The sequence below is a fragment of the Amycolatopsis sp. FDAARGOS 1241 genome, from assembly GCF_016889705.1.
Classification (GTDB): Bacteria; Actinomycetota; Actinomycetes; order Mycobacteriales; family Pseudonocardiaceae; genus Amycolatopsis.
The window spans coordinates 4794127-4807159 of record NZ_CP069526.1 but is presented as its reverse complement, the minus strand read 5'-3'; the positions used below and the strand labels follow the sequence as shown (position 1 = coordinate 4807159).

At 71.5% G+C, this 13033-nt stretch carries 7 protein-coding genes and 2 pseudogenes; 2 read left to right on the top strand and 7 right to left on the bottom strand.

The window, feature by feature from the left end:
• Positions 1-65: 65 nt before the first annotated feature.
• The 7 genes and pseudogenes from I6J71_RS23710 to I6J71_RS23680 form a co-directional block, all read right to left on the bottom strand.
• Positions 66-503: an SRPBCC family protein gene (locus I6J71_RS23710; RefSeq protein ID WP_204096704.1), complete on the bottom strand. Its 438-nt coding sequence runs from the start codon at positions 501-503 to the stop codon at positions 66-68.
• A gap of 577 nt (positions 504-1080) precedes the next feature.
• Positions 1081-3846: a LuxR family transcriptional regulator gene (locus I6J71_RS23705; protein ID WP_204096703.1), complete on the bottom strand. Its 2766-nt coding sequence runs from the start codon at positions 3844-3846 to the stop codon at positions 1081-1083.
• A gap of 349 nt (positions 3847-4195) precedes the next feature.
• Positions 4196-5140 (bottom strand): methylenetetrahydrofolate reductase, encoded by a 945-nt coding sequence (locus tag I6J71_RS23700; RefSeq protein ID WP_204096702.1) that lies wholly within the window; start codon positions 5138-5140, stop codon positions 4196-4198.
• Between the two features lie 102 nt (positions 5141-5242).
• A complete protein-coding gene (locus I6J71_RS23695; RefSeq protein WP_204096701.1) occupies positions 5243-6094 on the bottom strand; it encodes an alpha/beta fold hydrolase in 852 nt (283 codons plus the stop codon).
• Positions 6095-6191: 97 nt separating this feature from the next.
• Positions 6192-8909, bottom strand: coding sequence for a LuxR family transcriptional regulator (locus tag I6J71_RS23690; protein WP_204096700.1), 2718 nt, complete (start codon positions 8907-8909; stop codon positions 6192-6194).
• Positions 8910-9275: 366 nt separating this feature from the next.
• Positions 9276-9993 (bottom strand): annotated as a pseudogene (locus I6J71_RS23685) (IS701 family transposase); the annotation flags it as partial.
• A gap of 41 nt (positions 9994-10034) precedes the next feature.
• Positions 10035-11356 (bottom strand): annotated as a pseudogene (locus I6J71_RS23680) (IS701 family transposase).
• 58 nt (positions 11357-11414) lie between these two features.
• Here I6J71_RS23680 and I6J71_RS23675 point away from each other — a divergent pair.
• The gene (locus I6J71_RS23675; RefSeq protein ID WP_370542186.1) at positions 11415-11663 is read left to right on the top strand and encodes a hypothetical protein; all 249 of its coding nucleotides are present in this window, start codon (positions 11415-11417) and stop codon (positions 11661-11663) included.
• A gap of 171 nt (positions 11664-11834) precedes the next feature.
• Positions 11835-12887 (top strand): hypothetical protein, encoded by a 1053-nt coding sequence (locus tag I6J71_RS23670; protein WP_204096698.1) that lies wholly within the window; start codon positions 11835-11837, stop codon positions 12885-12887.
• Positions 12888-13033: the final 146 nt, after the last annotated feature.

Below are 13033 nucleotides of genomic sequence, written 5' to 3'. Positions count from 1 at the left end.
CCGGCAGGCAGCTCCACTGCACACCGGAGGTCTTCGCCTATCCGGATCAATCAGGTTTTGTCGTGCTAGGCGAGTAGTTGTCGGAGGCCGTCGATGCCGGTGGCGTATACGTCGTGGGCGAAGGTGTGGTTGAGTTGTTCTTCTTGGCTGGCGTCGGCGTCGTATTCGGCCCACCATTCGACGAAGGTGTCTCCGGTGTCGGTGATGGGGCTGAGGCGGAGTGTGGAGGTGTAGCGGCGTACGCCGAAGGGGTTTGCGCCGGTGAAGGTGTAGGTGAGGGTGTGGGTGGGGTCGTCGAGGGCGAGTAGTCGTTCGTCGAAGGGGTCGCCGCCGGTGGCGAGGGTGAGCCTGCGGACGGCGCCGACTTGTCCGTCGGTGCCTTCGACGATCTGGCATTGTCCGATGGCGGTGAGGAAGGCGGGTAGGTCGCCGAAGGCGCGGACGTGGGTCCAGACCTTGTCGACGGGTGCGGCGACGACTCCGCTGGCGTAGGGACGCGGCATGGTTGCTCCAAGGTGTCGGTGGGACGTTGTCGAGGTCGGCGGATCGGGGACCGGCCGCAACGCGGGCGCGACCGGGTGGCCGCGACTTCGGCGTGGGACCCAGCACCTGTGACCCACCGCACGTCCATCAGAACAGACTCTCACCGGACGATCAACGCGATCTCACCCGCGAGTCGATGAGCCCCGTCTTCAGCGCGGGAGGTCTGGCTGGTCCGCTCCACCGCTCGACCTCCATCTCGGTGGAGCGTCGAGGCCCGCCCTGAACCAGCCGGCTTTGCGGAACCTGCGGAGTCGAGCACCCTGACACCAGCCGGTCCCCGGCGTCCGGCAATCGGCCACTGGCCCCACCAGGTACAGATCGCGCACGGGAACCCGGTGCTCCGGGAGTGGTGCGGCACCGAGCGGATCCTGCCCGAGGTGAGGCCTCCACCAGTACCGCGCGCGCCGGGACCGCGAGGGGACCGGGCGCCGGCGGGTGAGCAGTGCTGTCCCGATTCGTCGCGCGCTCTTCGTGACCGCCCGGGCGCATCGATCAGTCCGTCGGTGACCACCCCGCGGGCAACGCCGTCGCGGACTGTTACGTCGCCGGCGGCGACGGGGGTGGCGGTGGCGCCGGAGGAGACGGCGGTTTCGGCGGGCGTGGCGGTGCCATCAGCTTGTCGTAGATGCGGGTGAGGTGGCTTTCGATGGTGCGGGGGCTGAGGAACAGCCGGGCCGCGATTTCGGGGTTGGTGTGGCCGTCCTGGACGAGGCGGGCGATCTGGGCTTCCTGGGCGGTGAGGGTGCTGCGGGTCCGGGTGCGGCGGGTGCGGACGGTCTCGCCGGTGGCGTGGAGTTCGCGGGCGGCGCGTTCGGCGAAGCCGGCCATCCCCATGGTGGTGAACAGGTCGTGCGCGGCGCGCAGCTGGTCGCGGGCATCGCGGCGGCGGCGTTGGTGGTGAAGCCACTCGCCGTAGAGCAGGCGCGCCCGGGCCAGGTCGGGGCGGACACGGGTGCGGGCGAGATGGTCGATGGCGTCGCGGTAGGCGTCCTCGGCGGCCGGCCCGTCGGTCAGCAGCGCGCGCGAGCGGGCCTCGATGCCCAGCGCCCAGTCGGTGCCGGCGGCCCGCAGCAGCGGCGAGAACCAGGTCCACGTCCCGGCGGCGACGTCGCGGGCCCCGGTGCGGACGGCCGCCTCGATCAACTCGGCAGCGCCCCACTGGGAAACGAACCGCTGGCCCGGGTTGTCCGACTCGATGAGCCGCTGGGCCGCGCTGAGCGCGGTGCCGAAGCGGGCCAGCCCCAGGTACAGCACCACGCTCGTCCACGCCGTCGCGGCCAGGGCAATGCCCTCGCCCCGCGCGGCCGCGCCCGCGACGACGGGTTCGCTGAGGTTGTGGAACTCGGTCTCCCGGCCTTGCCAGGCGTTGAGCAGCAGGCCGCCGTAGGGCGGGAGCTCGATTCCGGTCGCCGCGGCGACGGCGTCGCTTTCTTCGAGCAACGGCGCGGCCTCGGCCAGCTCGCCGTCGATCACCTGCGCGCACACGCGCGTTTGCAGGGCGAGGGGGAGCTGGGCGAGCGTGCCGGTGTCCCGGGCGATCCGGACGTGCCGGCGCGTGAGCAGGTCGAAGGTCTCGTCATCCCACAGATTCCGCGCGGTGACCAGGGCGAACCACGTCCAGCGAAGGGCGTCCTCGGGGGCGAGGCCGGGGTTGCGGAACGCGCCGATCGCGCGCTTCAGGGGCGCCACGGCGGCCGCGTATCCCTCCGTGATCTGCCGGGTCAGAGCGTCCAGCAGCAGGTCGAGCGGGCGCGGCGGCTCCGGGGCCGGGGGCGCTCCCCGCGCGGCTTCGGCGACCTCCCGGATACCCCCGCCACTGGCCAGCGGGCCGGCGAACGCCGCCGCCTCCAGTGCCCCGAGGAAGGTGTCGCGAGCCAGCCGCGCGTCCAGTGGCGCGAGCCGGGTGGCGGCTTGTTGCAGCAGCGCCGGAGTGTCGCGGCCGCGCCTGGTGACCAACGCGATCTGGGCGCGCAGCAGATCGCACCGGGCCCGGCGGAATTCGTCGGGTGGACCCGCCTCGGCGGTGGCCAGCAGTTCCAGCGCCGCATCCGGTGCGCCCGCCTGGTGCTTGGCCTGCGCGGCGCCGAGCGCTCGCTCGGCCCGCTGGACGGGGTCGCGCGTCAGGCGCGTAGCCCACTCGAGAAACGCGGCCGCCGCGGCCACGCCCCCGCGTGCTTGGGCCCGTCCGGCCGAGCGGGCCAGCTCGGCCGCGACCTCCTCGTCCGGGCCCTCGGCCGCGTGAGCCCGGTGCCACGCCCGCCGATCCCGATCCCGCTCCGCGTCAGTGACCGCGGCCAGCGCGGCGTGCACGCGGCGCCGATCCTCCGGGGAGGCGGCCCAGTAGACGGCCGAACGCACCAGCGGATGCCGGAACCGCGCTCGCGGACCGAAGCTGACCAGGCCCGTCTCCTCGGCCGGTGCCGCCGCCGTGGCCCCGATGCCGAGCCGCTGGGCCGCGCGCCACAGCAGCGCCGCCTCGCCGCTCTGCTCGGCGGCCGCGATCAGGAGCAGCAACCGCGTCTCGGCCGGCAACGGCGCCAACCGCCGGTGAAAACTCTCCTCGATCCGGCTCGGCAGCCCTTCGGCACCGGGCAGCCCGAACCCACCCGCCAGCTCGGCCGGGCTCAGCCCGCGCGGGAGCTCCAGCAGCGCCAGCGGGTTCCCCCGCGTCTCGGCCAGGATCCGGTCCCGCACCTGCGGGTCCAGCGGTCCCCGCAGCGCCGAGCCCAGCAACGCCCGTGCTTCGTCGGCGGGCAGACCACCGATCACCAAGTCCGGTAGCCGCGCCAGCTCTGCGGTCTCGTCCGGCTCCCGCAGGGCGAAGACCATGCCCACCGACTCGGCCGACAACCGCCGCGCCACGAACGCCAGCGCCTGCACCGACGCCTGATCCAGCCACTGCGTGTCGTCCACGAGGCACACCAGCGGCCGCTCGCGGGCGGCCTCCGCCAGCAGGCTCAGCACGGCCAACCCGACCAGGAACCGATCCGGCGGGTTCGCGCTGGTGCCCAGGCCCAGGACCGTCTCCAGCGCGACCTGCTGCGGCACCGGCAACCGCGCCAGCCCAGCCAGCAGCGGCGCGCACACCTGGTGCAGGCCGGCGAAGGCCAGCCCCGCCTCGGCCTGGTCCCCGGCCGCCCGCACCACCTGACACTCCCGGGCGATCTCGGCGACGTACTCCAGCAAAGCCGTCTTGCCCACACCGGCCTCGCCACGCACCACCAGGACCCGGCTCCGGCCCGTCCGCACGGCGTCGACCAAGCGGTCGAACTCGACCCGCTCCCTGTGCCGGTCCCGCAACATCCCGCACCACCGCCACGCGCTCCACCGCCGCCACGCCGACCTGATCGGACAGACCCCGCGGCGACCTCGTCGGACCCTCAAACATAACTCGGCCACCGCGGGCACGCCGTGCCACTCGAGGCTGATCCCTCCGGGGAGGAAACGATCGCGGCCACAGCCGGCTTCGGTCCGGAGATCACCAGCCGTGGCAGCTCGTGGCCACGCTCACCGTGCGAGGACTGAGCCACCGATCCCGAAGCCGATGCACGATGCAAGGTGACGGCCGGCGGTCATCACTTTCCATCGGTCGTCGCGGAATGGCCCGCCGAACCACGATCACCGGACTCGGCCACGCCGTTCATGCCCGTCCTCACGCGGATGGTTTGCCCCGGCCGAGCAGTCCGCTCAGCTCACCGGCGAGGGCGACCGAGGCCTCGATTTCGGCTTTGCGGATGGACACGCTCTCCACCAGGAAGCCGAACGGCAGGCCGAGCTTGCGGCAGAAGGCGATCAGGTCCCGGGCGTTCGTCAAGCAGTGCTCGTACGACTCGGCCAGCGTGTCGTCGGCATGGCGCAGGGAGTTCTCCAGCCAGCGGGGGACGTGGACGCCGAGCCACTTGAGGAACGCCAGCGTCTTCACCGAGCCGCAGACCGAGAGCGTGAAGAGGACGGGCTTCGGCTCGAGTTGTCGCTCGCGGCAGGTGTAGTAGTAGTCGGATGCCATGCTCTTCGCCGCGTCAGCGCTGTAGATCACCTGTGAAATGAAGTACGCGCAGCCCGCCTGCTGTTTGGTGATCAGGCGCAGGTGCTCTTCGGGGCGTTCGGTGATGGCGACGCCGCCGAGCAGCAGATCCGGACGGACGTCCCGGTGCAGAGCCTGCGCTTCGGCCAGGCCGGTCCGCACCGCCTTGTCCTTCGAAGACGCGCCGACGAAGACGGTGAGCACGCGGTCCGGGTCAGCAGTCCGCAGCCAGCTCCGCAGCTGTGCCTCGGTGTACTTGCCGACGCACCGGTAGACGACCGCCGGACGGTTCCACCCGGCGAGGTACTCCGCGTGGTAGGTGGCGGGATCGATGGTCGGCAGGTAGGGAAACGGCCGCTCCGCCGGATTGCGATCACTTTCATCGTCGATGTCGTACAGCGCCAGACCATCCACATCGAGGAAGTCCAAGCGCGCCAACGTGGCCGCGGTGATTTCCCGGATCCGCTCGGGAGCGGCGCTCAGGCGGGGCGGCGTGATGCCGAACAGAAGGACGCCGCTCTCGGCGTCGGTCAGCAAGGTCCGGAGAGCTGTGCTGTCGCTGCGGTCCACCATGGCGCGGAAGTTAGCAGCTCGTCCACCAGACGACGGGCGGACACCGCTCGGTCAGGAAGGCCGCCGCCACCGCCGGGATGGTGCCGTGCGCGGTGCAAGTGGTCACGCAGCGGCTGCGGGGCGGCTGGCGAGGAAGTCCAGCAGTGCGCTGTTGACCTCGTCGGGGTGGGTCCAGCCGACGTTGTGCGGCCCACCGTCGACGGCGACGAGCGTCAGGTCGTCGATCAATCCGGGCAGCCGTTTCGCGGTCGCCTCGTAGGGCAGGATCCGGTCCTGGGTGCCGTGCACCACCAGGGTCGGTACGTCGATCTTGGGCAGGTCGGTGCGGAAGTCGGTCAGCCACGTGTCGACGCACGCGTAGCTGGCGTAAGCGGAAGCGCCGGCGGCCACGGTGAAAGAGGCCTGCCAGGCGAGCTTGCTGATCCGCGCGGGGGCGAGCTCGTCGACGTTGTAGAAGTCGTTGAGGAACTGCTCGAACCAGGTGTAGCGGTCGCGGGCCACCATCTCCTTGATGGCGTCGAACACGGATTCGTCCACGCCCAGGGGGTTGTCCGAAGTCTTGAGCAGGAACGGCGGGATCGCACCGAACATGACCGCCTTCGCGACCCGAGCGGAGCCGTACCGGCTCAGGTAGCGGGTCACCTCACCGGTGCCCATCGAGAAGCCGCCCAGCACGAGGCCGGTCAGCTCGAGCTGCTCCAGCAGCGTGTTGAGGTCGGCGGCGAACGTGTCGTAGTCGTAGCCGGTGGTGGGGTGGCTGGATTTGCCGAACCCGCGGCGGTCGTAGGTGATGACGCGGTAGCCGGCCGCGAGCAGCGCCCGTTCCTGCCGCTCCCACGAGTTCCCGTCGAGCGGATAACCGTGGATCAGCACCACCGGCTGGCCGCTGCCGTGGTCGGCGTAGTGGACCCTGATGTCGGCGCTGTTCTCTCTGCCGACAATGACGAACGGCATGGCCTCTCCTCGCAGCTGTCGTCCTGCGCTGGCGCCCATTCTCGGGCTGGGCCGGAGGCTTTCGTATCCGCCGGTGCACAGGCGGACTGGCCAGTCACTAGTGCAGGACCTGGTCGAGCTGCCGGCGCGAGCTGATGCCGAGCTTGCTGAACACCTTGCGCAGGTGGTACTGGACCGTGCGGGAGCTGATGTAGAGGCGTGAGCCGATCTCCGGGTTCGACAGCCCGTCGCGGGCCAGCCGGGCGATCTGGGTCTCCTGGGCGGTCAGCACGTTCGTGACCGGGACGGTCCGTTTGCGAGCGGTCTCGCCGGTCGCCGCCAGCTCCCGGCCGGCCCGTTCCGCGAACGCCGCCATCCCCATGGTCTCCAGCATCTCGTGGGCGATGCGCAGCTGCCGGCGAGCTTCCAAGCGGCGGCGCTCCCGGCGCAGCCACTCGCCGTAGAGGAGGTGGGCCCGGGCCAGCTCGGTGCGCATCCGCGTGCGCCCGAGGCGCGTGATCGACTCTTGGTAGAGACGGTCGGCGCCCGCTCCGTCCGCCAGCAGCGCACCCGCGCGGGCCGCCACTCCCAGCGCCCAGTCGGTGCCGGCGGCTTCGGCGACCTCGGCGAGCCGGCGATGCGCGTCGAGCGCCACGTCGTGCTCACCGCTGCGTTCGGCCGCTTCGACGAGCTCGACGGTGGCCCAGTTCGAGATGCCGAGGTCCAGCGAATGTGCGGCTGCCGGCCCCGCGGCGGTCCTCGCCTCCTCGTAGTGGCCGAGACCGTTGCACAGCAGCGCGGTCGCCAACTCGGCCGCGGAGATCCCGATGCCTTCCCCGCGTGGCTGCAAGTCGGTGGTGGCGGCTTCGATCAGGGGAAGCGCCTCGGCGGGATTGCCGCGCAGCGCGGCCAGGGTCATCGCACCGTACGGCGCGAGCCGGCAGCCCGTCGCCTCCGCCGCGGCCGCGACTTCGCCGACCATCGACGCGGCGGCGGGCAGCTCGCCGGCGAACAGGAGGAAGTGGGCACGCATGCTGAGGGCGAGCGGGAGTTCGCTGAGCGCGCCGGTCTCCCGCGCGAGGTCGACGTAGCGCCGGGACAGCGCGTCCCACCGCTCGTCGTCCCACACCTGGAGGGCGGCGACACACACCAGCCAGAGGGCCGGCAGCTGCTCCTCCGCCGGCAGCCCGGCGCCGAACGCGGCGACGGCGCGGCGCAGCGACGGCAGGCTCGCCTCGTACCCCTGCGTGAACAGCCCGGCCAGGCTGTCGAGGAGCAGGTCGCGCGCCCTGTGTGCGCGCACCCGCCGCGGCGCCGTTTTGACGGCGCCGGCCACCGCCTTCGAATCCCCGGCGGGTTCGGCCAGGCGGCCGGCGAACATCGCCGCCGACAGCGCCTGCAGGTAGGTCTCGCCGGACAGGTCGGCATCGATCGTCTCGAGCCGCCGGGCCGCGGTCAGAAGCAGCGGTGGCGCGTCCCGCCCGCGGTTGGTGGCGAACGCGAGCTGGGCCCGGAGCAGCTCGCAGTGAGCTTGCTGCAGGTCGTCGAGCGGCCCCGCCTCCGCCAGTGCCAGCAGGTCCACAGCGACGTCGAACGCCCCGGCCTTCGCCTCGGCCTGCGCGGCGGCCAGCGCCCGGCCGGCTCGCCGGACCGGATCGACGGTCAACGTCACCGACCGCCACAAGAACGCGGCCGCCGCGGCCGCGCCGCCCCGCGTCCGCGCCCGGCCGGCGGAGCGCTCCAGCTCCGCGGCGACATCCTCGTCCGGGCCGGCGGCGGCCTGCGCCCTGTGCCAGGCCCGGCGATCCGGGTCGAAATCCTGGTCGGTTGCCGCCACCAGCGCACGGTGGACTTCCCTGCGCTGCGGGAGCGAGCCCGACTGGTACGCGATCGAACGCACCAAGGGATGCCGGAACCGCACCCGGACGTCGAATTCGGCCAGGTCGGCTTCGACCGCGGGCCCCGCCGCCTCCGGTGCGATGCCGAGGCACGCCGCCGCCCGCCACACCAGTGCCGGGTCGCCGGTCGGGTCGGCCGCCGCGAGCAGCAGCAGGCGGTGGGTCTCGGCCGGCAGCTTGCCCATCCGGCGGCGCAGGCGTTCTTCGACGCCGCCGGAGGGCAGCACCACAGTGGGCAGCCCGAATCCGCCCGCGAGCTCCGTCGGCATCGATCCGCGCGGAATCTCGATCAGCGCCAGCGGATTGCCCCGGGTCTCCGCCACGATCTGGTCTCGGATCCGCGTGTCCAGCGGCGCGGGCAACACCGAGGCCAGCAGCTCCCGGGCGTCCGCGTCCGGCAGGCCGCCGACCACCAGCTCCGGCAGCCCGCAGAGCTCCTGCCCGGGATCACGCACGCCGAAGACCATGCCGACCGACTCCGCGTCGAGTCGCCGGGCGACGAACGCCAGCACCTCCTTCGAAGCGCGGTCGAGCCACTGCTGGTCGTCGATCAGGCACAGCAACGGCCGTTCCTCGGCGGCGTCGGACAGCAAGCCCAGCACCCCGAGGCCGATCAGGAACCGGTCCGGCGCCGGCCCCGAACTCAGCCCGAACGCCGTCAGCAGCGCCCCGCGCTGCGGTACCGGCAGCCGACCCGCCCGTCCCAGCATCGGCAGGCACAACTGGTGCAACCCGGCGAACGCCAGCTCCATCTCGGACTGAACCCCCGCCGCCCGCGTGATGCGGCAACCCGTCGCTCGCTCCGCGAGCTGGTCCAGTAGCGCGGTCTTGCCGACGCCCGGTTCGCCTCGCACGAGCAGCGCACGGCTTTCACCCGCCCGGAGAGCTCCGATGAGCTGGTCGAGTGTGGCACATTCGTCGCGGCGGCCCGTGAACATCGGCCGACGTCAGTTCCGCAGCGCTTCGACCTGTGTAGGCACGGTGCGACGGTATACCAGTGCGTGGTGGCAGAACAGTCACCTCACACCAGCGGGCTTGCCCGCGGCGGTTGCCTACCGCTTCCGCTCGAGAGCACCCATCTGTCCACAGTGGACGCGACAGCTTCCAAAGTGGTCCCGCTTCGGCCTGATTCCGGCCGGAGGCGCGCCGCCACCCGGCTACCTGCTGCTCGCCTCGGCCAGGCTCTGGTCCCGGGTCTCCGGCGCCAGCACCACCGGCACCGCGACGCCGACGGTGCTGACCACGGCGGCGATCAGCATCGTCACGCCGATGCCCGCCGAGCCGAGCAGGATGGGCGTCAGGAAGAGCTCAGCGGCCCGGGCCTCGGTGCCGCCGGTGGTGACCAGGGTGTCGTTGACCTTGGTGGCCAGCACCTGCGCGGCGTCTTGGGTTTCCAGCCACAACCGCAGGTACTTGACCTGCCCGTATGCCTCATCAGCGGTGACCCAGCCGAACGGCACCTCAACTGCGAAAGCCCGGGCCGGCATTGCCATGGCCTGCCGCGGCTTGGTCTCGAACTCGCGCCCCCCTGGATCCCCGCCTGCCGGCACCGGGCGAGGTCGGCGATCCAGGGCTCCGGCAGATACAGCACACGGTCGATCAACGCATGCCCGCCACCGGAGGCATAGGCCAGGAAGGTTCCGATCTGGCAATTCTCGATCCGCCCGGCGGTTCCGGAGTACTGCCGCTGCACGCCGGCCGAGCGTGTGCCTTTCTTCAGGAAGCCGGTGTCGTCACGATCAGCACTCCGCCCGGCTCGCCGAGAAGCTCGACCACGTAGTCGCGCACGTCGTCGCCGACACCGTCGATGTCCCAATCCGCCCAGCGCAACATGGGCTGCATCCCGTCCGGGAACATCTCACCGGCCTGCTCGGCCAGCGTCCACCCGTTCTTCCGCTCCAAGCCCGCGACCAGCCCGGACACATACTCCCGCGCCCGAGCCCGCGGCTCCGACCGCGCGAACCGGCCCCCGATCCGATCGTGCACCCGATCCAGCTGCTCCATCACCACATCAACCACCACAACGATGATCTACCACAACACCGCTAACTGCCGTTGCAGTACTAATACTCCAGCCGCACTTCGTGATATTTGTGCTGTCTTCGCTGGTGGTGGCTGGTCTTCGCGCGGTGTTGGTGACGTCGTCGCCAGTGTGACCAGGTCAGGATCGGACGCCAGTGTGGTGCGGTGTGGATCAGATGTGCCAGCAGACGGCGGACTTCGCCGAGGGTGAGCGGGATGAGGCCGCGGCCAGGACTTTTGGGGACACCGCTGCCGTGACCGCGAGGTAGGTGTGCGCAAGCATGGCCAGGGTGATGTGGCGATACCAGGCGTCGTAACGCCGGACTTGGTAGTGGTCAAGGCCGACTTCGTTCTTGGCGGTCTGGAAGCATTCCTCGATGGCCCAGCGGGCCCCCGCGACCCGGATCAGCTCCTCGTCCGGCGTGGTCGCGGGGGCGCAGCACAGGTAGTAGGCGAGTTCGGGTTCCACTCCGGTGCGGGTGATCTGGCGACGGACGAGCAGGCGTCGAGTCCACCCGTCGGGGGTGTGCTCGCCGATCGTGGGGATCGTGGCGGTGGCCCAGTCGTAGAGTCGTGGTCCTTTGGCGCCGTCACCCGCCGAGCGGCGTTTCCAGATCTCGGGTGGTGCCTGGGCGACGAGGTGATCCGCTCGTGCGGTGGCGAAGCCGCCGGCGGGCAAGGGCTGACTGCGGGGGACGGCGACCACGTAGCCGATGTTTCGCTGTTCCAGCCAGGATCGGAACTTGTTGTCCTGGCCGTACGCCTCGTCAGCGGTCACCCATCGTGCGGGGACACCGGCCGCGAACGCGCGGGCGAGCATCGCTTTGGCCAGCGTGGTCTTCGTCGCGAACTCGACCTCGTCCGGCACCGCCGCGTCGCGACAACGCTCGCGGTCGGCGATCCAGGATTTCGGCAGATATAGCTCGCGATCGACGAGAGTGCGTCCTTTCGTTGTGGTGTAGGCGAGGAACACGCCGAGTTGGCAGTTCTCGATCCGGCCCGCGGTCCCGGAGTACTGCCGCTGCACCCCGGCGGATTTGGTGCCCTTCTTGAGGAATCCGGTCTCGTCCACGACCAGGACACCGTCCGGGCCGCCGAGGTGTTCCACGGCATAGGCCCGCACGTCGTCGCGGACACCGTCGGCATCCCAGGCGGCGGCGTTGAGCAGCCGCTGCATGCCATCCGGGGTTGTGTCTCCCGCGATCTCGGCCAGGGTCCAGCCGTTCTTGTCCGCCAACGGCGCTAACAAGCCTCGCACGTAAGCGCGGGCACGTCGGCGAGGCTCGGGCCGGAAGAACCGGCCTGCCACCCGCCCGAACAACCCCTCCAGGCCCGCCGCCCACGCCGAGACGTCTTCATCCACCCACACAAGACCGAGAACCTATCAGAGCAAGATCACGAAGTGCGGCTGGAGTACTAAGGTGGGCGACTTCTTCGAGTTCTTCGCCGAACTCGACCTGCTGTGCGCCCTGTCGACCTGCCCGGGCGGCGACCTGTCCGTGCCGCTGTGGGGCCCGGACGCGAAGGACCCGATCGACGTGTGCCGCCCGCTCGCCGTCCAGGTCTACCGCATCCCCGGCAAACTGCGCGCCGGCTGGCAGCCGTCACAACCCGCCGCATACCGCAACCTCCACGGAATCCGGCTCCCGCACTGGACCGACCGCGGCTGAGGCCGGCACCGGCCTGACGGGTAAGCACTGCCCAGGGCGTTCGCGGCCGCTCGTCGGTCTCACCCTCGGTGCGAGGCGAGAGGGCCCGATCGTCGAGCGTCGCACCTGACGTAACGCCGTTCGCCCGGGTACTGAAGAATGGGTGACGTTGCGCGCCCGTGGGGGAGAGAGATGACTGTTCGGCCGGAGTCCGATCGCGTCCGGGTCTGGGAGCCGGACCCGCGCGTGCCCGCCGGTGCGCTGCCGGTGTTCGGCGAGCTTCACGCTGCGGCGCGCCGCCGAGCGGGGGCGAGCCTGGTTTTCCCGCTGCCGTTCGTGGCCGGTGGGACAGCCCTGTTCTTCGGCGATGTGGGTGTCGCCGCGCCACTGTTCCTCGTCGTGTTCTTCGGCGTCGTCCTGGTCGTGGCCATCGCCATTCTGACGACGCTCAGGCGGATGGTGCCGTTCCTGCGGGTCCGCTTCGAACCGGTCGACTGCGCGCCGGACGGGGTGGTCGCCGCCGGCCGCGAGGTCGGCGTCCGCCTGCCCGACGGCCGGTGGCTGCGCACCAGGATGCCCGCACCGTTGCAGGTGCAGCTGGCCGGCGAGCGGCGGCTGTGGCTGCTGCGCTTGGGTGCTCGGGCGATGGTCACGCTGCCGGGATCCGGAGTTCTCGGGGCGGCGCGGATCGTCGACGGCCCGGTGCCCGGCGCGCCGGTCGTGCCGGTCGGCTCCCGGGAACCGGCCTCGCCGCGGCTCGACCCGGTCCTCACGGCCTATCGGCGCCACGCCGCACGCCTGTGCTGGTACGGGGCAGCGGTGTACGGCGTCGTGGCCGTCCTCGCGGGCTGGACGGCGGCGGACCTGCCGGGCGACCGGACCCTTCAGGCGGCCCGGGGCGGGGCTGTGTTCCTCGCAGCGTTCCTCGGCTTTTTCGTTCTGGTGGTGGTGGTCCGCGCGGTGCGGCTGCGCGCTCCGCTCGCGGCCGGCACGTGGACCGAGCTGGCCGTGGTGCTCGACCGGCCGATCAGGATCAACGGCCGTGGTCTCGTCCGTCTCCAGGGCCGGGCTGTCCTGCCCGACGGCAGCACCGTCAGGTTCCGGATGCGGAACGGGGCTGTCGCGTTCGGCCTCGCGACGGCCACGACCGGGCAGCTGTGGATCGCGGGGGTGCCGCGTTCCGGCAAGTCCGCCACCGCCGGTATCCCCGGCCACGCGGTCATGGGCTCGGTCCGGTTCACCTGAGCCGGTCCGCCACCGGTGCCCGAGGGTTCCGGCCGCATTCCCTTGCGGACTCCCGCCAGTACGCCGGGCGCGCTCTTCCCTGCCGCGGAGCGGTAGAGCCCCGCTTCAGGCGGTAGCCGGGGTGAACGCACGGGTGAACCAGGCTT

Excerpts from the sequence above, each read along its gene's own strand:
- I6J71_RS23710 (WP_204096704.1), bottom strand. The coding sequence starts at position 503 with ATGCCGCGTCCCTACGCCAGCGGAGTCGTCGCCGCACCCGTCGACAAG.
- I6J71_RS23705 (WP_204096703.1), bottom strand. The coding sequence starts at position 3,846 with ATGTTGCGGGACCGGCACAGGGAGCGGGTCGAGTTCGACCGCTTGGTC.
- I6J71_RS23700 (WP_204096702.1), bottom strand. The coding sequence starts at position 5,140 with ATGGTGGACCGCAGCGACAGCACAGCTCTCCGGACCTTGCTGACCGAC.
- I6J71_RS23695 (WP_204096701.1), bottom strand. The coding sequence starts at position 6,094 with ATGCCGTTCGTCATTGTCGGCAGAGAGAACAGCGCCGACATCAGGGTC.
- I6J71_RS23690 (WP_204096700.1), bottom strand. The coding sequence starts at position 8,909 with ATGTTCACGGGCCGCCGCGACGAATGTGCCACACTCGACCAGCTCATC.
- I6J71_RS23670 (WP_204096698.1), top strand. The coding sequence starts at position 11,835 with ATGACTGTTCGGCCGGAGTCCGATCGCGTCCGGGTCTGGGAGCCGGAC.